Below are 19,316 nucleotides of genomic sequence, written 5' to 3'. Positions count from 1 at the left end.
CCGCACCGCACAGCTCAACCGACCAACGCGCGGCTGAGCTTCGCTGCCGCAGTCACGCCGTCAATAACGGTCAGTCCCGGGAGATCGCCCAGATGGCCGGTAACCGACACCGCGCCGGCGCATCCGATGATTACATTTACGGTATCGGGCGGAAGCTGATGGGCGGCAGCGGCGAAAGCTGCTGCGGCTTCAGCGGGGCTATCTTCTAGCAGCAGCACCGGGACGTTGGCTGCCCGGATCGTACCGATATGCGAGGCATGCCCCTGCGCGTCGATATTGGCCTCGATCACCGGCACGGCAGCCTGCACCGTGGTGATCACCGCTGTCGGCCCGCCGATCAGCTCGGCCATGACATAGCTGGCCTGCCCGATCCCGAGCACCGGACAGGTGGCAAGCTGCCGGGCTTCCTCCAGTCCGGTATCATCGAAACAGGCGATCACGATGGCCCGCGCGCCCGCATCCGAGGCCTTGCGGACCAACTCCAGCAGCGGCGGCACTGCCCGTGCGCCATCCTCGGGGCCTTCGATGGCGGGCGGTCCACCGACCGAGGTCCAGCCTTCGAACCGGATATCCGGCGCGGTATGGCGGGCGGCGGCCAGAATGCTGGCGGTCATGGCTTCGGTGCTGTTGGGATTGATCACGATCACCGGCATCGCTCAGACCATCCCCTTGCCCGCATCGGATCCGCGATCCTTCTTGCGCGCCATCAGCCAGACGGTCAGGAAGAAGACCCCGATCACCACCAGCGAAAACCCAGTGGTCAGCGTGCCAAGAGCAAAGATCACCGGGGTGGTCACATTGGTGGTCATGCCAAAGATTTCCAGCGGCAGGGTGTTGTAGCTGCCCGCCGTCATCAGGGTGCGGGCAAACTCGTCATAGCTGAGCGTGAAGCCGAACAGGGCCACCCCCAGCAAAGACGGCGCGATGATCGGCAGGACGACATGGGCAAAGGTCTGCCAGGCGGTGGCACCGAGATCGCGGGCGGCTTCCTCATAGCTTTTGTCGAAACGGTTGAAGACGGCGAACATAATCAACAGGCCAAAGGGCAGCGTCCAGGTCAGCTGGCTGCCATAGCCAGAACTCGCCCAATGCACCGGCAGCCCCAGCTGGTTGAAGATCAACCCGACCCCAAGGGACACCAGGATCGACGGGATCACCAGCGAAGTGACGGCGAGATAGAACAGCAGCCCGGAGCCCGCAAAACGCTTGCGAAAGGCAAGTCCACCCAGGACCGAGACCACAACGGTGGTCACCATGACCATCAGCCCCAGCGCAAATGAGCGGCGGAAGCTCCCCCAGATATCGCCGACGGCTTGTTCCTGAAACAGATCGCGGAACCAATACAGCGACACGCCGTTCATCGGGAATGTCAGCCCCCCTTGCGGCCCTTGAAAGCTGAGGATGCCAATGGTCAGGATTGGCCCGTAGAGGAAGAGCACGAAGAGACCGAAAAAGGCGGCGAGGATGTAAAAGGACCGGCTGCGCGTTTCCATCGATCAAAGCTCCTTGCGAATATCGACCAGCCGCAAGAGCAGCGCGATCACGATCAGAACGGTGCACAGCAGCACCACTGCCGTCGCCGAGGCCGAGGGGTATTGCAGCAGGCTGATGTCATTCGAGATCAACCGCCCGACGTTGGCGCGTTGCGATCCGGACATGAACCGCACGGTGATGAAGTCTCCCATCACCAGGGTTGAGACAAAGATCGTCCCGATCATGATCCCGGGTTTGCACAGGGGCACGATCACCGTCCACAGGGTCTGCAGACCGTTGGCACCGCAATCGCGGGCGGCCTCCAGCAGGGAGCGGTCGATGCGCATCATCGAATTGAAGATCGGCACCACCATGAACAGGGTGTAAAGGTGCACAAAGGCCAGAACGACGCTGAAATCACTGAACAGCAGCCACTCCAACGGCTCGTCTATGACGCCCCAGCTGATCAGCGCCGAATTGGCCAGCCCGTTGCGGCCCAGGAAGGGAATCCAGCTGATCATCCGGATGATGTTCGAGGTCCAGAACGGGATCGTGCAGAGCAGGAACAGTCCGATCTGCCATTTCAGGCTGCGCACCTCGAAGGCCAGGAAATAGGCAACGGTAAAGCCGATCACCAGCGTCAGCGCCCAGGTCAGCAGGGCATATTTGAAGGTGTTGAAAAACACCGTGTAGGTGACCGGCGATCCGAACAGGAATTCGTAATTGTCGAACTGGAACGCCGGGTAGATCGAATATTCCGTCGCGCCCCAAAAGCTGACGATCACGATCATGATGATGGGCGCCACCAGAAAACCAAGCAGCACCAACGCCATCGGCGCGGCCTGGATCCATGCGATGATCTGTCTGCTCATATCCGGGGTCCGGTCCTTGATGAAATGCAGGAAGTGGTTGCGGGGGCAGAGGTGCCCCCGCAGGTGTTGCGTCAGGCCGCGATGAATTCGTTCCACTTGCGGACCATGTACTGGTTTTCCTCCATGACGGAGTTCCAGCAGGCCACTGCGCCCATGCGGTCATAAAAGGAGCCGCCGTCGCGCACTTCGCCCGCTCCGGCCAGCTTGTCTCCAAAGGGCGAGGTGATGATGTCGGTGCTTTCCTTGCCTTCGAACCAGTAGCCCCACTCGTTTTCGGACATGAAGTTCTTGGAGGTCTCCGGCACCGCCGAATAATAGCCCTGACGCATCAGGAAGCCGCCGACCCAGCCGCTGAGATACCAGTTGATGTATTCATAGGCCGCATCCAGCTCCATGCCGGACAGGGAGGCCGACAGGCCGATGCCACCGCCCCAGCTGCGATAGCCTTCTTTGAGGGGCTGATAGACGCAGTCGATCCCGCGCGAACGAACTGCCGTGATGGCCGGCGACCACATCGACTGGATCACTACCTCACCCGAGGCCATCAGGTTGACGCTTTCGTCGAAAGTTTTCCAGAAGGCGCGAAACTGGCCGTTCTTCTTTGCTTCGGTGAAGATCGCGATGGTCTTGTCGATCTCTTCGCGGGTCATGTTGCCCTTGTCGCCATAGCTGATTTCGCCCATCGCCTCGCAGACCATGGCCATATCCATGATGCCGATCGAGGAGATATCGAGGATCGAGGCCTTGCCCTTGAACTCGGGGTTCAGCAGTTCGGACCAGCTTTCGATCGGACGGCCGATCAGATCAGGACGGATACCCAGCGTGTCGGCGTTGTAGATCGTTGGGATCAGCGTCATCCAGCCGGATTCGCTGTCGACGAAATCGGTGCCGCCCGGCCCATCGACGAAGCCGACAGTATGCGGTGCGGTGCCTTGCGCAATCTCGCTATCGGGTGTCAGTTTACCGTCGCGGAAGATACCAACGATCTTGTCGTAATTGGTGATCTTGGAGGCGTCCATGGCTTGAAGGTTGCCGGTCGGCCAGACCTTCTTGCAGACGAAATACTCGATGTCAGCAATATCGAAACTGTCCGGCTGGGTGGCAGCGCGCTGGGTGACGCTGTCGGTATCCAGCGCGGTCATTTCCAGCGTGATGCCGAGGTCCTCTTTGACCTTGGTCGCCACTTCATTGAGGTTGGACACGCCGGTGCCGAACTGGCGCAGGGTGATGTTCTTACTCTCCTGCCCCCAGACCATTGGCGCCGGAAGCGCAGAGGCCGCGAGCGCCGCGCCACCCGTCTTCAGCAATGCCCGGCGGCTATAGCGAATTTTCGAAATTGTCGTCATGGTCGTTCCCTCTCTGTTATGCGTTTTGCGTTATTTGCGTTGTGTTGTTCATGCGGAGAGCGGGTGCGCGACCCGGTCCTCCCAGTCGAGGCCGATGACCTCTCCCAGTTCCTTTGGGGTTTGCAGGAAATCCATGTCCGGCATCAGCGCCGTGACATCCTGACCGCCCGCGACCTCGGCCGTCAGCGCGACATGGGTTCCCTGGTATTCGATACCGATGACCCGCCCGTCGATGCGCCCTGCCTGCGCGGCGGTAACCGTCATTTCATCCGTGCGCAGCGCAATATTGCCCTGCGGCAGGTTCAACACGTTGTGCCCGCCCATGAAGCGCGCCACGAAGGCGGTCTTGGGGCGGTTGAAGACATCGCGCGCCGGGCCTGCCTGTTCGATGCGGGCATCGTTCATGACGATGATCTCATCCGCTAGCGCCAGCGCCTCGTCCTGGCCGTGGGTGACATGGATAAAACTGATGCCCAATTCGCGCTGAAGCCGTTTCAGCTCGGCCCGCATGCGGATACGCAGGAACGGATCCAGCGCCGAGAGCGGCTCATCCAGCAGCAACACCTGTGGACGGGTGATCAGGGCACGGGCCAGCGCGACACGTTGCTGTTGCCCGCCCGATAGCTGGTCCGGCTTGCGGTCTGCCAGCGCCGTCATCTCGACCAGCTCCAGCATTTCATCGGCGCGCTTGTCCCGGGTGGGTTTCTCAATGCCAGCCATGCGCAGGCTGAAGGAAACATTGTCGCGCACGCTGAGATGGGGAAACAAGGCGTAGTTCTGGAACATCATCGCCGTGCCCCGCTGCGCCGGAGGCAGATGTGAAACATCCCGCCCCGCCAGCACAATCGATCCATCGCTGACCGTTTCGTGCCCGGCGATCATGCGCAGGGTCGAGGATTTCCCACAGCCCGAAGGCCCCAGCAGGCAGGCATAGACCCCTGCCTTGAATCGATGCGCGATGGCATCGACCGCAACGGTTCCGCCGTAGCGTTTGGTCAGCGCAACAAGTTCAAGATCAGCGTGTCCGGTCATCTGCGTCCCCAGCGTTCAGTTGCAGCCAGAAAGGCCGAAGCCGGACGCATTGCGCAAAGCCTACCGGTCACGGAAAGGGCCGATTATCGCAATTGCCTGTAATCTGACCGCAGTTGTGCGGGCTTTGGTCAAATATTGCGCACAATATTGTATACAATTATCTCATATGCCGTATTCGATATGACTTCATCTTGTCATGGAATCCGCCAGCCCTCATGTCTGTGGCAGGAGCACCCCATGACGCGATTCGTAGACAAACCCGATTTTATCCAACCCGCTGTGAACGGCCCCTCGGCCCATCTCGTGGCCTCTCTCAGCCAGGCGATCCATGAGCATCGCCTTCTGCCTGGCACCAAACTGGGCGAGGATGAGCTGAGTGAGATCTACAATGTCTCGCGCACCGTGGTGCGCAGCGCGCTTCAGGCGCTGTCGCATGTGGAACTGGTCGAGCTGAAACGCAACCGCGGCGCCTTTGTCTCGCAGCCGACCGTGCGCGAGGCCCGCGAAGTCTTCGAGGCGCGTGCCCTGCTGGAACCGCGCACCGCCCATTCGGCAGCAGAGCGCATGACACCAGAAGCCGTGGCCCGGCTGGAGGCGCATATCGCCGCCGAACACGAGGCCCTGGCCGAGGGCGAAGTCGGCAAGGCCCTGCGCCTGTCGGGGCATTTCCATATCGAGATTTCGCGCATTGCGGATCAATCCACCATCGCGGGCTTTATCGAGCGGCTGGTGGCGCGCTCTTCACTGATCATCGCGCTGTACTGGAAACGGCAAAGCGCCCTGTGTGAAAAGCACGCCCATCACGCGCTGGTCGATGCCTTCCGGCGGGGGGACGGTCAAGACGCCGAAGAGCTGATGAAAAGCCATCTGCTCGATATCGTTTCGGGGCTCGACCTCAGCGAGACGCCCAAGCCGAGTGGAAGCCTGAAAGAGATCCTGAAGGGCTGAACCCCTGCCCCGCATCCGGCATGGAAACGCGCCCTGTCATAAAACGGTTACCCCAGCCGACCATGTAGCCCGGACAGGTGAACTCTTGATTCCCGAAAGGCGACGGATGGCAGGCGGAATACAGGTCAATTCGATTGGCAAGGCCTACGCGGGCAAACCCGCCGTCGATGGCGTTTCCTTCGACATTGCCCAGCATGAGTTCTTTGTCATCGTCGGCCAGTCCGGTTGCGGCAAAAGCACGCTTCTGCGGCTGATCGCCGGACTGGAAACCCCGGATCAGGGCGAAATCCGGCTTCACGGGGATCTGGTTGCCGGGGACGGGACCATGGTGCCACCGGAACAGCGCGGCACCGGTTTCGTGTTTCAGTCCTACGCGCTCTGGCCGCATATGACGGTGCGGGGCAATGTTGCCTTTCCGCTGGAAGCCGCGGGCATGTCCCGCAAACAAGCCGCCCGGTTGGCCGAGCCGCATCTGGAAACGGTCTCCATGCAAGCGCTGGCAGATCGCAAGCCCGAAGCCCTGTCCGGCGGTCAACGGCAACGGGTGGCGCTGGCGCGCTGCCTTGCCGGAGGCGCCAACACCGTTCTGATGGACGAACCGCTTGCCAATCTGGACCCGCACCTGCGCGGCACCATGGAAAAGGAACTGCTGCGGTTCCACCGCTCTTCGGGGGCCACCACCATCTACATCACCCATGATCAGCGCGAAGCCATGGCACTGGCCGACAGGATGGCGGTGATGCAGAACGGGCGCTTCCTGCAGATCGGCACCCCGCAAGAGATCTACGACCGCCCGGCCTGCCCCGAGGTGGCGCGTTTCATCGGTCAGGGCGCGGTGGTGCCCGTCACCTATCAGAATGGCAGCGCCGAACTGGCCGGGTATCGCTTCCCTGCCTCCGCCCTGCCCTGCCACCCGAATGGCCCGGCGCAGGCCTTGTTGCGGCCCGAAGGGATCAGAATCCTGCCGGATGCGGGCAAGGACGGCTTGCAGGGCACGGTCCGCAGTATCCTTTACCGCGGCGGCATATGGGACGCAGAGGTTGAAATCGCCGGGGGCGCGCTGTTGTCGCTGACACATGGTACGGCGCTGCACATCGGCCAGCTCCTGTCGCTCGCCGTCGATCGAGCCTGGGTGCTGCCGCAAATGCAAACCCGTGGAGAGCTGGATGAGACGGCCTGAAGACTGGTTCGCGCCGGACAATGACCGGCTGGCCCACATCCAGCAGGTGATCAGGACGGCACAGGCGATTGAGGCGCGGCGCTCCTTCTCTGGTCGCCTGATCGCCGCTGCCACCTATCACGACATCGGCTACGCACCCTCTCTGGCCACAACCGGGTTCCACCCCGTCGACGGCGCCGAAACTGCCCGCAAGGATGGGTTTGATGGCGAAATCGTCGACGCGGTGCTGCATCATTCTGGCGCGCGCGGACTGGCCAGCCGCAGCAGACCCGATCTGATGCATATGTACGGCCCGGACTGCCGAATGACTGAAACCGCGCTCAGCCGCGCGCTGACCTTTTGCGACAACCGCTCCGGCCCCAGGGGCGAAAGCCTCATCCTTGCCGCGCGGATTGCCGACATCCGGGTCCGGCACGCGGGCAACGCGGCCATTCTGGACACTACAGAAGCCTACCTTCCGGCTTTCGAAGCCATCGACGCTGAATTCGCCCCGCTGCTGGACTGATCCCCGGGTCCGGTCAGATGCGCCAAGGCACCACGCCACGCGGAGCGTTCTTGCCGAGCCGGTCCAGCGCCACCATCAGAAGCACCGTGGCCACAATCGTGATGCTGGCCATAGCCGCCGCCAGTGTGGTGTAACCGCCATCCTCGTAATTGTAGATCGCGGTGCCAATGGTTTCATTGCCCGAGGACCACAGCAAAGCCGAGACTGTCACTTCGTTATAGGCCGTCAGGAACACCAGGATCGCGCCGGAGGCCGCTGCCGGTGCGATAAGCGGCACAAAGATGCGGCGCATCCGGAACATATAGCCGCCCCCAGCGATGCGGGCGGCCTCTTCCAGCGCCGGATCAAGCTGCACAAAGGCGGCACTGACCGGCTTCAACCCGACGGAGAAGAACGCGCAAAGATACGCAAGAAAGATGATCCCGAGGGTGTTGTAGAGCGCGATGTTCAGAACCGGCAGCGGCTTCAGGAAGGCCAGGATGAAAGCGATCGAGATCACCAACCCCGGAATGGCATAGGTCATCTCGGCCAGGGTAGCGATGCCCATCCCGGTACGCCGCGTGGCGCCCCTGCGGGAAGCCATGAACCGCGCCACGAAAATGCAGCCCACGGAAATCACAACGGCGGCGACACCTGCGCTGAGGGAGGAATTCAGAAACGCCCGCGCCGTGACGGCCTGCCGGAACAGAACCTCGATAAAATTGTCCAGCGTGATGGTCTCTGCATTCAGCGGCAGCCCATAGGTGCGCACCAGAGCGGTCGCCAGCAGCGCCGAAACCGGCAGCACCAGCGTCGCAAAGACCAGCCCCGCCAGCGCGCCTTCGGTCCAGATCCGCAACCGGCGGAGCCGGATCTGCAGTGGCGGTTGCGGCGGCCCGATCAGCGTGTTGCGGGTACGGCGCAGCAAGAGCGTCTGAACGAGAATGACCGTCACCGCCAGCACCGCCAAAAGGGAAGCAATCACCGCAACATCGGTCAGGACCGAAGGTCCGAAGCTTGCAAGCCTCTGCCAGATCAGCACCGGCAGTGTGATATAGCGGGCCGGAATGCCCAGCAGCGCCTGAATGCCGAAATTGCCCAGCGACGACACAAAGGCCAGCGCAAAGGCTGCGATCAGCGTCGGCGCCAGCAAAGGCAGAATGATCCGCCGCAACAGCCCCATACTGCGGGCCCCGGCGATCCGTGCGGCGTCGCTCATTTCCCGCGGCAGGCTGCGCAGGGCCGCCAGCACCACCAAAAAAACCAGTGGCGTATGCTGCACGCCCAGAAGGAAGACGAGGCCCCCCTTTGAATAGAGCGGATGGGTCGCCCCCAGTTCCGGCGCCATGCCCAGACTGCGCAGGATCGGCGAGGACGGCCCCATCGCTTGTATCCAGGCAATCGCGGTCACATGCGGCGGCACCATCATCGGGATCAGCAGCAGGAAGGTGAACGCCCCCTTCCAGCGGATATCGGTCAGCCCCATGACAAGCGCGATCCCCGTCCCAGCGACCAATGACAGGATAGACGACAAAAAGGCGCTTTCCAGAGAATGGGAGAAGGCGCGCAAGACCGAGCGGGACCCAAGGGCCTCCAGCAGCGGCGCAAGGCTGAGCATGCCGTCCTGCGTTATCCCGACACGCGCCAATAGGCTGAGGGGATAGACCAGAACCAACAAGGTAAAAAGCACCGCAGCGGCAAGGGCCAGCCCCTCTCCGCTGCGGAAATAATTCGATCGGGACAAGGGTTAGCCGCCGAAAATCTCGGTGAACTTCATCTTGCTCTCGGTGTCTTCAGCCAGTGCCTTGGCCGGATCAAATTCGAGCAGCTTGATATCGGGCAGCGCCGGAAAACCTTCCGGCGGGGTGATGCCTGGATGCGCGGGCAGATACCCCATGTCCGATGCCATCTGCTGGCCTTCCTCGGAGATCAGGAAGTCGACAAAGGCCTTGGCCGCGTCGGGGTTCTTGGCAGTCGACAGGATCGCGGCCGGTTCGGTCACGGCCGACACGCCCTCCTCGGGGAAGACGAACTCAACCGGGGCACCGGCCAGCTTGTTGCGGATCGGAAGGAAATCGACAACAAAGCCATAGAGCTTCTCACCACCGGCGATGGCCTTGTAGGTGCCGCCATTGCCGCCCTTGGGGTTGGCACCCTGTGCCGCGAGGCCTTCGTAAAAGTCCCAGCCAAGATCGGGGTTGCTGGTGATCGCGGCCATGTGAATGGTCGCGGCGCCACTGGTCAGCGGCGAAGGCATCGCCAGCTTGTCCTTGGCTTCGGGCTTCAGGAGGTCGGCATAGGACGTCGGCACCATCTCGGCGCCGGTGTTGTAGACGATCCCGGTGGTGATCAGCTTGGTGGAGAAATAGTGCCCCTCGGGATCCATCAACGCCGGATCATAAGCGGATGTGTCCGCTTCGGGATAAGCCATCAGGCGCCCTTCGGCCTCGAGCCCTTCCATGGTGACCATATCGGCGATCAGCAGCACATCGGGCTGCGGCGCACCGGCCGCGAACTCTGCCCGCAGTTTGGCCATGATCTTGGTGGTGCCATCGCGGATCCATTCAACCTCGATGTCGGGGTATTTGGCCTGAAATGCATCGACGGTCTGCTGGGCATCGGCGTTGGGCTGCGAGGTATAGACAACCAGCTTGCCCGACAAATCGGCGGCAAACGCAGACGTGGACAGCAAGGCGGCGGCGAGCGCGGAAAGAGCGAAACGCATGTGAGTCTCCGTAGAGTGGTTACGATTGCTCACCGGGCTAGCAGTGCCGTGTAACAACATTCCGACGGAAGGCCTGAAAAGCCGACAGCGCGCTTATTTCCGCAAACCCAAAGGCCCTGCCAATCAGATGGCCTGCATTGCTGCCAGCCCCATGCATGCGCACAGATGCCAACCAACGCCCGCGCCCGTCTCATTGGGTGAACAGACCGCTTGGTTGATTTGCACGTAGGAAACGACCCGCTGCGATTACGCTCCTCGACATGGGAACGCTCAGATCAATCAACTTAGGGAAGATAGTTGGTGCGGTCGAGAAGACTCGAACTTCCACTCCGGTTAAGGAACAGCGACCTCAACGCTGCGCGTCTACCAATTCCGCCACGACCGCACTGCCTAGGCTTGGTGTAGGGGCGTATAGACGAGCCGCCTGGTGATGTGAAGAGGCAAAATGCTGAAATTGACATCTTGCCTCTTCGAAAATTTGTGACCGCTGAAACGAGACTTCAACTGGCCCGCAATCGCCCGGTTGACTGCCCCTTTCCGCAGTGGGATCGGAGATCAGTTGTTCGAGAATGTCGGCAAGGCCGCCGCGGCGCCAGAGGCCGGTACGGGTTGCAGTTGGCCGGAACCACCGAGTTGCGCAGCCGCCGCCTTGATCAGACCAGCGCGCTCCGGCTGGCCGGGCGAGAAGACCGCTTCGGCGCCATTTTCCAGGGCCGTGACAGCAACGCCGTACCAATCCTGCGCCGCAGGAACAGATTTGGCTGCACCGAACCCCTGCGACATGTGGTGGCCGATCAGCTCGGCATAGGGGCGTTTGCCGATGGCGACCATGATCAGCGCCGATCCCATCGCGATATCCAGCTTGTCTCGGCGATAGCCCGAGAACATGCAGACGGCCGCCGTGTTGGCCAGCTGATCAATCGACATGTTGGATTGCAGCACGAACTTTTGCACATCTGCCATGACGGCCTGACTGTTGTCAGAGCTCAGCCGCGCCAGGAAAGGCTGGATCGCCGGGGCAAAGGAATCACATTGGCTGTCGACCTGCGCCGAGGTCACATTCGTCAGGGTCGCCACGATGGCTTCGCCGGAATTCATCGCATAGGAGCGCGCGATGCAGAACTGCTCGCCCAACGCGAGGTCAGGGTCCGTCATCGTCGACACGGTCATATAACCGCCATTCGAATTGGTCAGCAGGCTGACCTTGCTGCAATGACTGGCCAAAGAGGCCGTCTGTGCCGCCTGCGAAGGCGCATTGAAGGTCGGGATCGCTCCGAGCGCCTGACCACCGGCCGATGCCATCACCGTGCCGCCCTGCTGCGACGCAGCCGGAGGTGTTGCAGGCGCCGGGGCTGCGGGTACCGCCTGCCCTGCCCCCTGGCCCGAGGCCTGCATCGTATCATTCATGCGGCACACGCCCTGATGGCAGGAGAAGCTCGCCGTCGTGACACCGCGCGCCATGAAATCGTTGCGCTGGTACCCCTGCGGGGTCGAGGCAAAGACCATGACCGAACAATGCGAGGCGCCGCACCAGAAAGAGCTGCCCGAAACGGAGGTGTCGATCAGATAATCGTTCTTGCCGTCGCCGTTGATGTCCGCCAGCTGCATGAACCCGGAGCGCTGCAACAGCTGCTCGGCGCTCGGTTCGGCAGAGGCGGCGATTTCGTCGACAGCATCGCTGACCTCGATCGGCAGTCCGGCATAGCCGGTGCTGGCGCTGCGCACGCCTGCGGCCTCATCCCGCCAGGTGTGCAGCAAGCCGCGCACGCCGTTGGGGCCTTGCATCGCCTTAATTACCTGCGGACCACCGATCTGGGCACGATTATAAGATGAGACCAGAAAATCCCGTTCATAGGCGGTCAGCTGACCGGTTGCCGGAAAACCCATATGGACCTGGTACTGGCTGATCGCAGTCCGGGACCGACGCCCCATGACGCCATCCGGCGTACCCGCCGGGAAGCCGAAGTAGTTGAGAGAAGCCTGCGTTTCACGGTTGTGCGCCCGCGTGGCCGAATAGCCTTGGCTGACGGTGCGGCGTTTCTTGTTGCGGTTCACCTCATTGACGATGGCGCCGCCGACAATGCCGCCCAGAAGAGCGGCCCCAAGATTATCAGCAGCAACGGGGCCAGAAGGGGCAGATAGAAACAGGGTCGCCGCAAGCGCGGTCTTGATCGGGGTACGGAACATGAAACAGGCCCTCTATTGAACAACAAAAAGAATCATTGCAAATAGGATACCCTGAAAATGCTGATTTTCTGCAGATTTTTTCCTGCAGCATTGGACTTCCATTTTCCTAAAACTCCATCAGAGGTGCCCTGCAATGGTTGACTGGATCACATCCGACACCCCCGTCGATTATCAGGAAGCGACCGATTTCATGGAGGCGCGGGCCGCAGCCATCGCCGCAGGCGAGGCAGATGAATGCATCTGGTTGCTTGAACATCCGCCCCTTTACACCGCCGGAACCTCGGCGCGGGTGGAAGACCTGACCGACCCAGAGCGGTTTCCGGTCTACCCGTCAAAACGCGGCGGGCAATATACTTATCACGGCCCCGGTCAGCGGGTTGTCTATGTGATGCTGGACGTGGGCAAACGCGGCCATGATGTGCGCCGTTTTGTGCAGCAGCTGGAAGACTGGGTGATCCGCGCCCTGGCAGAATTCAACCTGACCGGACACATCCGCTGCGGCCGTGTCGGCGTCTGGATCGAACGCCCGGACAAGCCGCGCACCGCGACGGGAGAAATGGCCGAAGACAAGATCGCCGCGATCGGGATCCGCCTGCGTAAATGGGTGAGTTTCCACGGAATTTCGATCAACGTGGAACCGGATCTGGAGCATTTCACCGGAATCGTGCCCTGCGGCATCACGGAGCATGGCGTCACAAGTCTGGTGGATATGGGCCTGCCCGTCACCATGGCCGATGTCGATGTCGCCCTGCGCCGCAGCTTCGATGAGGTCTTCGGGGCAGAGGCCGCCGCCAACGGAGCATCCTGCTCCGCCTGATCCCAGGATCGCCTTCCATGTCCGGTCCGGCAGCTCCCGGACCGGTCTGGCGTCGACACGGTCACAGAACGTGACCGCTTTGCCACCTTATACATTGACTGTCAGGGAAGCCGCATCGGCAGACCAATGCAATGGAGATCCGCCCAATCCCACCAATGAGTTGTGTCCCCGCCCCCAGAAGGCTGGCCGAAGAACCAGAGGCAGGCAGCGGGCATGGACGGCCATCTTAGACAGAGGCAAAACGCCTGACCAGCACCCGGTCGGTCCGCCCCCGAACAACGCCCAGTTTTCGGTCGATTTAATATTCGCCGCCGCCCTTCAAAAAGATGCGGCAGCGATGTCGTTCAGCATTGCATCAGCCAGTCAACCGGCGACCGCATCCCGGATCTTGGCCGCGTATTCCTGGATCTGCTCCATGTCGCCCATTTTGCCCGGCGGGCGCAGCTTGTCGCCTTCCTTGCGCGGCAGCACGTGAAAATGCAGGTGGAACACCTCTTGCCCACCTGCGGCCTCGTTGAACTGCTGGATGGTGACACCATCCGCGTCAAAAGCCTTGAGCACCGCGTGGCCCATTTTCTGCACGGTCTGCATGACGGCCGCCAGTTGCTCGGGGCTGGCATCCAGAACGTTGCGGCAGGGTGTTTTCGGGATGACCAGAAGATGCCCATCTGCCCGGGGCATGATATCCATGAAAGCGAGAGTATCATCATCTTCATAAACCCGCGCCGAGGGGATTTCCCCGCGCAGCAATTTTGCAAAGATATTGTCAGAATCATAGGCGGGCATCGGCTGTCTCTCCATCCTTGGCGGTCTCCCGGTTTTGCGCGCCGGGCTGGCGCAGGTCTAACATTGCCGATCCGCGATAGGAATGCCCCCAGAAAAGCCACCCCCCGCGACAATTATTCTTGATCCAGATCAAACTCCGCCATTGAAGGCCCTTTAAGGGCGCTCTAAAACCAACATCGAGTCTAGGCCGCCCGGAAACCCTCCCAGTGGCCTTAAGTTTTGCAACAGGAGGCACCTTAAATGGCAGACGCAGCCATTCATGGTCACGGCCACGAAGACGAGCGCGGTTTTTTCACCCGCTGGTTCATGAGCACGAACCATAAGGATATCGGCATTCTCTACCTGATCGTTTCGGCGCTTGCAGGTTTCATTTCCGTCGCGTTCACCGTGTTCATGCGGCTTGAGCTGATGGACCCCGGCGTTCAGTACATGTGCATGGAGCACCTGGACAAAGGTCTCATCAGCGGCTTCTTGAGCACGATGGCGGCATCTGTTCCGGGCGAATGTACCCCGAACGGACACCTCTGGAACGTTCTGATCACCGCGCACGGCATCCTGATGATGTTCTTCGTGGTCATCCCGGCACTGTTCGGCGGTTTCGGCAACTACTTCATGCCGCTGCAGATCGGCGCGCCGGACATGGCGTTCCCGCGGATGAACAACCTCAGCTTCTGGCTCTACGTGGCTGGCACCTCGCTGGCGGTTGCCTCGGTGCTGGCACCGGGCGGCAACGACCAGATGGGTTCTGGCGTGGGCTGGGTTCTCTACCCGCCGCTGTCGGTCAACGAAGGCGGCTTCTCGATGGACCTGGCGATCTTCGCCGTCCACGTTTCGGGTGCCTCGTCGATCCTCGGCGCGATCAACATGATCACCACCTTCCTGAACATGCGTGCCCCCGGCATGACCCTGTTCAAGGTGCCGCTGTTCTCCTGGTCGATCTTTGTTACCTCCTGGCTGATCCTGCTGTCCCTGCCGGTTCTGGCTGGCGCCATCACCATGCTGCTGATGGACCGTAACTTCGGCTTTACCTTCTTTGACCCCGCAGGCGGTGGTGACCCGATCCTGTACCAGCACATCCTGTGGTTCTTCGGCCACCCGGAAGTGTACATCGTGATCCTGCCGGGCTTTGGTATCATTTCCCACGTGATCGCGACCTTCTCGAAGAAGCCGGTCTTCGGTTACCTGCCGATGGTCTGGGCGATCATTGCGATCGGTGTTCTGGGCTTCGTCGTCTGGGCGCACCACATGTACACCGTTGGTATGTCGCTGAACCAGCAGGCCTACTTCATGCTGGCAACGATGGTCATCGCGGTTCCCACCGGGGTTAAGGTCTTCTCCTGGATCGCAACCATGTGGGGCGGCTCCATCGAGTTCAAAGCGCCCATGATGTTCGCTTTCGGCTTCCTGTTCCTGTTCACCGTTGGTGGTGTGACCGGTGTGGTTCTGTCGCAGGCCGCCGTGGACCGTGCCTATCACGACACTTACTATGTGGTTGCTCACTTCCACTACGTGATGTCGCTGGGTGCTGTCTTCGCGATCTTCGCAGGCATCTACTTCTACTTCGGCAAGATGACCGGCAAGCAGTACTCCGAGATCGGCGCTCAGATTCACTTCTGGATGTTCTTCATCGGTGCAAACCTGACCTTCTTCCCCCAGCACTTCCTGGGCCGTCAGGGCATGCCGCGTCGTTACATCGACTATCCCGAAGGCTTCGCCTACTGGAACAAGATCTCGTCCTACGGCGCGTTCCTGTCCTTCGCATCCTTCGTGTTCTTCTTCGGTGTCGTGATCTACTCGCTGCTGCGCGGCGCACGTATCACCCAGAACAACTACTGGAACGAATATGCCGATACGCTTGAGTGGACGCTGCCCTCGCCGCCGCCCGAGCACACCTTTGAAATCCTGCCCAAGCAGGAAGACTGGGATCGTTCCCACTCCCACTAAAAGGTGGATGGCGCAGTAAAACAAAAGGCCCCGGAGCAGATGTTCCGGGGCCTTTTTTCGTAGATTCAATCTTGTCTTTTGCGACAAAGCGCGCCTTGAAAACCTGCCCGCCGGGACCATACTTCAAAGCTCTATCCAATCCTTACATCCTGCTCGTCTCATGCCCTACAACTGGACCCACGCCGACAGCCCCGCAGATGGCGATGCCCCTCGTGAGTTGCACCTGTGGCCGCATCAATCCCTGCCCGTCGAAGGCTACGTGCGGTTTCTGGCCCTGACTGCCGCTCTGATTGCGGTGCCCCTGCTGCCGCTGCTTGGATCCTTCGTTCTTTGGGGGCTTTTGCCGTTTCTTTTGATCACCCTCTTCGGCATGAAATGGGCGCTGGACCGCAGCCGACGCGACCGGCAGATCCTGGAGGTCCTGACGCTGGGCCCCGAAGAAGCCCGGCTGGAGCGCACCGGCCCCCGCGGCGGACATCAAAGCTGGCATTGCAATCGCCATTGGACCACAGTCCAACTGCACGCCTACGATGGACCAGTGCCCAACTACGTGACCCTGCGCGGCGGAGGCCGGGAGGTCGAGATCGGCGCCTTCCTGTCCGAGGAGGAGCGCAAAGCGCTCTATGACGACCTGCAATCGGCACTGCGGGGCTGAGCCTGCTGAAATCGGGTTTTGACTTTCCCCGGTCCGCGGGCTACTCAGCCTGCATGTGTAAAACGACGCCTCTTTTCAGCACCGTTTATTATCCGCTGTTTCCATAACGGCGGCCGCATACACTTGTTTTGATGTTCACCCGCCGCGATCCGGCGGTCAGCAGCAGCATCAGACACTCCTCCGGTTTCGTGGCCCACCGGAGCGTTTCGATGACTTCAATGCCTCATATCCACACGGTTGGCCTGATCGGCTTTGGCCAATTCGGTAAGCTGATCGCCCGACACCTGTCGCCGCATGTACCGCTCGTGATTTGCGATCCAGCCCTGCCACCAGACGCCATCTCAGGACCGAACCAGCGCGCCGGCGATCTGGCCACGGCCGCTGGTTGCCCGTTGGTGATCCTCGCGGTGCCGGTTCATACCATCGGGAGCGTCTGTAGTGAGATCCGCCCATACCTTCAGCCCGACGCCATTGTCGCGGATGTCGGCTCGGTCAAGCTGGAGCCGGTACAAATCATGCAAAGCCGCCTGCCGGATCATGTCGACCTCGTGGGCACCCACCCGCTTTTTGGCCCGCAAAGCGCCCGCGCTGGCCTCGCTGGTCACAAGATTGCCCTTTGCAACATACGTGGCAGGTCTCACCTGCCCCTGGCGGCCTTTCTCAGAACGGTGTTGGGCCTACAGGTGATTCTGACCACCGCCGAGCAGCACGATATTGAGGCCGCCACCGTTCAGGGGCTGACGCACCTAATTGCCCGGACCCTGTCCGACATGGGCCCCCTGCCCGCCCGGATGACGACTGCCAGCTTTGACCGGCTGGTCGAAGCGGTGCAGATGGTTCAGGGGGATCCCCCTGCCGTCTTTGCCGCAATTGCAGAAGCCAATCCCTTTGCCGCAAAGGTACGCGAAGATTTCCTGCGCAAGGCCGGGGCCGTGGTCGGCGCTCTGGATGCCGAACTGCCATAAAAGCAAAAAGCCCGCAGCGATGCGGGCCTTTTTTTCGCACTCAATTTTTCATGGCGAGTGCCCGTTCCGGCAGCTGCCTCAGCAGCCGCCTTCAGAGCACAGCTCGTCCTTGACCATCGGGCCAACAAGGCCGAAATCGACTTGGCCGGTGTATTTGGACTTCAGAACGCCCATGACCTTGCCCATATCCCGGATCGAGGCCGCACCGGTGTCGCTGACCGCGCTCTTGACCGCGCTGCGGATCTCTTCTTCGGTCAGCTGTTTGGGCAGGAATTCTTCGATGATGGTAATTTCCGCCAGTTCCCGCTCAGCCAGGTCCAGACGACCGCCCTCTTCATAGGCGCGGGCGCTTTCGTTGCGCTGCTTGGTCATCTTGCCCAGGATCCCGAGGATTTCAGCATCGCCGATGCTGCCTTCCTCACCATCACCGCGCGCGGCGATTTCCTTGTCCTTGATCGCGGCATTGATCAGGCGAAGCGTTGCCAGCCGTTCGGCTGCCTTGTCTTTCATGGCCTGCTTCAGGGCCTGATTGACCCGTGTACGCGTATCCATTTTCTGTACCCATCCCCATGGCATCGGAATTCGGACGTTTATCCAATTGAAAGCCGCATTTCAAGCGCGCGCTCTGACGCCCTTTGCCTGCAGGCTTTGTCGCGCCTGTGCGCAGCGCTCTTGACCCGCTCTGAACCACCCCCTACAAGCCCTTGAATTTCACCTCATGGAGAGTCGTGTCATGGCCGATACCGCACCGTCCAAGCCAACCGCGTGCCTTGCGCTTGCTGATGGAACCGTCTTTTACGGAACCGGGTTCGGCGCAACAGGACGAACCGTGGCCGAGCTGTGTTTCAACACCGCGATGACCGGCTATCAGGAGATCATGACCGACCCGTCTTATGCCGGGCAAATCGTGACCTTTACCTTCCCGCATATCGGCAACACCGGCGTCACCCCCGAGGATGACGAAACCGGCGATCCGGTTGCGGCTGGCATGGTGGTGAAATGGGATCCGACGCTGGCCTCCAACTGGCGCGCCACCGAAGAGCTGAAAGCCTGGCTGACCCGCACCGGCCGTATCGCCATCGGCGGCATCGACACCCGGCGCCTGACCCGCGCGATCCGCCAGCAGGGCGCTCCGCATGCGGCACTGGCGCATGATCCAGAAGGCAACTTCGACGTGGAAGCACTGGTTGCAGCCGCCCGCGGCTGGTCCGGTCTGGAAGGTCTGGATCTGGCCAAGGACGTCACCTGCGCCCAAAGCTATCGCTGGGACGAAATGCGGTGGGCCTGGCCCGAAGGCTATACCCGTCAGGAGGCCCCCCAGCACAAAGTCGTCGCCGTCGACTATGGCGCCAAGCGCAACATCCTGCGCTGCTTGGCCTCTGCGGGCTGCGATGTGACCGTTCTGCCTGCAACGGCCACGGCCGAAGAGGTGCTCGCCCATAATCCTGACGGAGTGTTCCTGTCCAATGGCCCCGGCGATCCGGCGGCCACCGGCGCCTATGCCGTGCCGATGATCAAGACGATCCTCGACACCACCGATCTGCCCGTCTTTGGCATCTGCCTTGGACACCAGATGCTGGCGCTGGCGCTGGGTGGTAAGACGGTCAAGATGAACCACGGCCACCATGGTGCAAACCACCCGGTGAAAGAGCATTCCACCGGCAAGGTTGAGATCACCTCGATGAACCACGGGTTCGCAGTAGACGCGCAGTCCCTGCCCGAAGGCGTGGAAGAGACCCACATTTCGCTCTTTGACGGCTCCAACTGTGGCATCGCCATGACCGGGCGACCTGTCTATTCTGTACAGCACCACCCGGAGGCAAGCCCCGGTCCGCAGGACAGTTTTTACCTTTTCGAACGTTTTGCGGAAGCCATGGCGACCCGCAAGGCTTCGTAAAAAGA

Annotated in this window: 18 protein-coding genes and 1 tRNA gene; 8 read left to right on the top strand and 11 right to left on the bottom strand. The window is 61.2% G+C overall.

Annotated features, from left to right (window positions below):
* Positions 1–14 precede the first annotated feature (14 nt).
* From AC5SSZ_RS01725 to AC5SSZ_RS01705, 5 genes are all read right to left on the bottom strand, one after another.
* The gene (locus AC5SSZ_RS01725; protein ID WP_495436478.1) at positions 15–653 is read right to left on the bottom strand and encodes an aspartate/glutamate racemase family protein; all 639 of its coding nucleotides are present in this window, start codon (positions 651–653) and stop codon (positions 15–17) included.
* A 3-nt stretch (positions 654–656) separates the two neighbouring features.
* Positions 657–1,493, bottom strand: a complete 837-nt coding sequence (locus tag AC5SSZ_RS01720) for an ABC transporter permease (RefSeq protein ID WP_065271180.1) — start codon at positions 1,491–1,493, stop codon at positions 657–659.
* 3 nt (positions 1,494–1,496) lie between these two features.
* Complete coding sequence (locus AC5SSZ_RS01715; RefSeq protein WP_495436476.1) at positions 1,497–2,345, bottom strand: ABC transporter permease; 849 nt, start codon at positions 2,343–2,345, stop codon at positions 1,497–1,499.
* Between the two features lie 71 nt (positions 2,346–2,416).
* Entirely contained in the window at positions 2,417–3,682 is a 1,266-nt protein-coding gene (locus AC5SSZ_RS01710) for an ABC transporter substrate-binding protein (protein ID WP_274829808.1), read from the bottom strand.
* Positions 3,683–3,739: 57 nt separating this feature from the next.
* Positions 3,740–4,723: an ABC transporter ATP-binding protein gene (locus tag AC5SSZ_RS01705; RefSeq protein ID WP_274832752.1), complete on the bottom strand. Its 984-nt coding sequence runs from the start codon at positions 4,721–4,723 to the stop codon at positions 3,740–3,742.
* A 237-nt stretch (positions 4,724–4,960) separates the two neighbouring features.
* Between AC5SSZ_RS01705 and AC5SSZ_RS01700 the strand changes: the two genes are divergently transcribed.
* The 3 genes from AC5SSZ_RS01700 to AC5SSZ_RS01690 all read left to right on the top strand — a co-directional run bounded on the left by AC5SSZ_RS01700 (position 4,961) and on the right by AC5SSZ_RS01690 (position 7,356).
* Complete coding sequence (locus AC5SSZ_RS01700; RefSeq protein ID WP_368948005.1) at positions 4,961–5,671, top strand: GntR family transcriptional regulator; 711 nt, start codon at positions 4,961–4,963, stop codon at positions 5,669–5,671.
* A 106-nt stretch (positions 5,672–5,777) separates the two neighbouring features.
* Complete coding sequence (locus tag AC5SSZ_RS01695; RefSeq protein WP_495436473.1) at positions 5,778–6,851, top strand: ABC transporter ATP-binding protein; 1,074 nt, start codon at positions 5,778–5,780, stop codon at positions 6,849–6,851.
* Positions 6,838–7,356, top strand: coding sequence for an HD domain-containing protein (locus AC5SSZ_RS01690; RefSeq protein WP_495436471.1), 519 nt, complete (start codon positions 6,838–6,840; stop codon positions 7,354–7,356). Before AC5SSZ_RS01695 ends, AC5SSZ_RS01690 begins: the two co-directional genes overlap by 14 nt.
* Positions 7,357–7,369: 13 nt before the next feature.
* Here AC5SSZ_RS01690 and AC5SSZ_RS01685 read toward each other — a convergent pair whose 3' ends face one another.
* The 4 genes from AC5SSZ_RS01685 to AC5SSZ_RS01670 form a co-directional block, all read right to left on the bottom strand.
* Positions 7,370–9,079, bottom strand: a complete 1,710-nt coding sequence (locus AC5SSZ_RS01685) for an ABC transporter permease (protein WP_495436469.1) — start codon at positions 9,077–9,079, stop codon at positions 7,370–7,372.
* A gap of 3 nt (positions 9,080–9,082) precedes the next feature.
* A complete protein-coding gene (locus AC5SSZ_RS01680; RefSeq protein ID WP_495436467.1) occupies positions 9,083–10,060 on the bottom strand; it encodes an ABC transporter substrate-binding protein in 978 nt (325 codons plus the stop codon).
* Between the two features lie 298 nt (positions 10,061–10,358).
* Positions 10,359–10,445, bottom strand: a tRNA-Leu gene (locus AC5SSZ_RS01675).
* Positions 10,446–10,615: 170 nt separating this feature from the next.
* Complete coding sequence (locus tag AC5SSZ_RS01670) at positions 10,616–12,247, bottom strand: peptidoglycan-binding domain-containing protein (protein WP_495436465.1); 1,632 nt, start codon at positions 12,245–12,247, stop codon at positions 10,616–10,618.
* A gap of 133 nt (positions 12,248–12,380) precedes the next feature.
* Between AC5SSZ_RS01670 and lipB the strand changes: the two genes are divergently transcribed.
* On the top strand, positions 12,381–13,064 hold the full coding sequence (gene lipB, locus AC5SSZ_RS01665; protein ID WP_274829651.1) for a lipoyl(octanoyl) transferase LipB: 684 nt from the start codon (positions 12,381–12,383) through the stop codon (positions 13,062–13,064).
* A gap of 363 nt (positions 13,065–13,427) precedes the next feature.
* On the opposite strand, the gene AC5SSZ_RS01660 is transcribed toward lipB, so the two are convergent.
* Positions 13,428–13,850 (bottom strand): HIT family protein, encoded by a 423-nt coding sequence (locus tag AC5SSZ_RS01660; protein ID WP_495436461.1) that lies wholly within the window; start codon positions 13,848–13,850, stop codon positions 13,428–13,430.
* 240 nt (positions 13,851–14,090) lie between these two features.
* On the opposite strand from AC5SSZ_RS01660, the gene AC5SSZ_RS01655 reads away from it, so the two are divergent.
* The 3 genes from AC5SSZ_RS01655 (at position 14,091) to AC5SSZ_RS01645 (ending at position 17,414) form a co-directional block, all read left to right on the top strand.
* Positions 14,091–15,794, top strand: a complete 1,704-nt coding sequence (locus AC5SSZ_RS01655; protein ID WP_065271198.1) for a cytochrome c oxidase subunit I — start codon at positions 14,091–14,093, stop codon at positions 15,792–15,794.
* A gap of 160 nt (positions 15,795–15,954) precedes the next feature.
* Positions 15,955–16,449: a DUF2244 domain-containing protein gene (locus AC5SSZ_RS01650; protein ID WP_495436458.1), complete on the top strand. Its 495-nt coding sequence runs from the start codon at positions 15,955–15,957 to the stop codon at positions 16,447–16,449.
* Positions 16,450–16,658: 209 nt separating this feature from the next.
* Positions 16,659–17,414, top strand: coding sequence for a prephenate dehydrogenase (locus tag AC5SSZ_RS01645; protein ID WP_065273564.1), 756 nt, complete (start codon positions 16,659–16,661; stop codon positions 17,412–17,414).
* A gap of 78 nt (positions 17,415–17,492) precedes the next feature.
* Here the strand turns inward: AC5SSZ_RS01645 and AC5SSZ_RS01640 are convergent, their stop codons facing one another.
* Positions 17,493–17,966 (bottom strand): GatB/YqeY domain-containing protein, encoded by a 474-nt coding sequence (locus AC5SSZ_RS01640; RefSeq protein ID WP_065271200.1) that lies wholly within the window; start codon positions 17,964–17,966, stop codon positions 17,493–17,495.
* Positions 17,967–18,147: 181 nt separating this feature from the next.
* Between AC5SSZ_RS01640 and carA the strand changes: the two genes are divergently transcribed.
* Positions 18,148–19,311, top strand: coding sequence for a glutamine-hydrolyzing carbamoyl-phosphate synthase small subunit (carA, locus tag AC5SSZ_RS01635; protein WP_065271201.1), 1,164 nt, complete (start codon positions 18,148–18,150; stop codon positions 19,309–19,311).
* The last annotated feature ends 5 nt before the right edge of the window (positions 19,312–19,316 follow it).

The sequence above is a fragment of the Phaeobacter sp. CC-HEC084 genome (assembly GCF_059429255.1).
Note: the sequence above shows the minus strand (reverse complement) of the source record. Positions and strands in the feature narration are given on the sequence as shown.

Coding starts and splice junctions, on each gene's coding strand:
- AC5SSZ_RS01725 (WP_495436478.1), bottom strand. CDS start 653: ATGCCGGTGATCGTGATCAATCCCAACAGCACCGAAGCCATGACCGCC.
- AC5SSZ_RS01720 (WP_065271180.1), bottom strand. CDS start 1,493: ATGGAAACGCGCAGCCGGTCCTTTTACATCCTCGCCGCCTTTTTCGGT.
- AC5SSZ_RS01715 (WP_495436476.1), bottom strand. CDS start 2,345: ATGAGCAGACAGATCATCGCATGGATCCAGGCCGCGCCGATGGCGTTG.
- AC5SSZ_RS01705 (WP_274832752.1), bottom strand. CDS start 4,723: ATGACCGGACACGCTGATCTTGAACTTGTTGCGCTGACCAAACGCTAC.
- AC5SSZ_RS01700 (WP_368948005.1), top strand. CDS start 4,961: ATGACGCGATTCGTAGACAAACCCGATTTTATCCAACCCGCTGTGAAC.
- AC5SSZ_RS01695 (WP_495436473.1), top strand. CDS start 5,778: ATGGCAGGCGGAATACAGGTCAATTCGATTGGCAAGGCCTACGCGGGC.
- AC5SSZ_RS01690 (WP_495436471.1), top strand. CDS start 6,838: ATGAGACGGCCTGAAGACTGGTTCGCGCCGGACAATGACCGGCTGGCC.
- AC5SSZ_RS01680 (WP_495436467.1), bottom strand. CDS start 10,060: ATGCGTTTCGCTCTTTCCGCGCTCGCCGCCGCCTTGCTGTCCACGTCT.
- AC5SSZ_RS01670 (WP_495436465.1), bottom strand. CDS start 12,247: ATGTTCCGTACCCCGATCAAGACCGCGCTTGCGGCGACCCTGTTTCTA.
- lipB (WP_274829651.1), top strand. CDS start 12,381: ATGGTTGACTGGATCACATCCGACACCCCCGTCGATTATCAGGAAGCG.
- AC5SSZ_RS01660 (WP_495436461.1), bottom strand. CDS start 13,850: ATGCCCGCCTATGATTCTGACAATATCTTTGCAAAATTGCTGCGCGGG.
- AC5SSZ_RS01655 (WP_065271198.1), top strand. CDS start 14,091: ATGGCAGACGCAGCCATTCATGGTCACGGCCACGAAGACGAGCGCGGT.
- AC5SSZ_RS01650 (WP_495436458.1), top strand. CDS start 15,955: ATGCCCTACAACTGGACCCACGCCGACAGCCCCGCAGATGGCGATGCC.
- AC5SSZ_RS01645 (WP_065273564.1), top strand. CDS start 16,659: ATGACTTCAATGCCTCATATCCACACGGTTGGCCTGATCGGCTTTGGC.
- AC5SSZ_RS01640 (WP_065271200.1), bottom strand. CDS start 17,966: ATGGATACGCGTACACGGGTCAATCAGGCCCTGAAGCAGGCCATGAAA.
- carA (WP_065271201.1), top strand. CDS start 18,148: ATGGCCGATACCGCACCGTCCAAGCCAACCGCGTGCCTTGCGCTTGCT.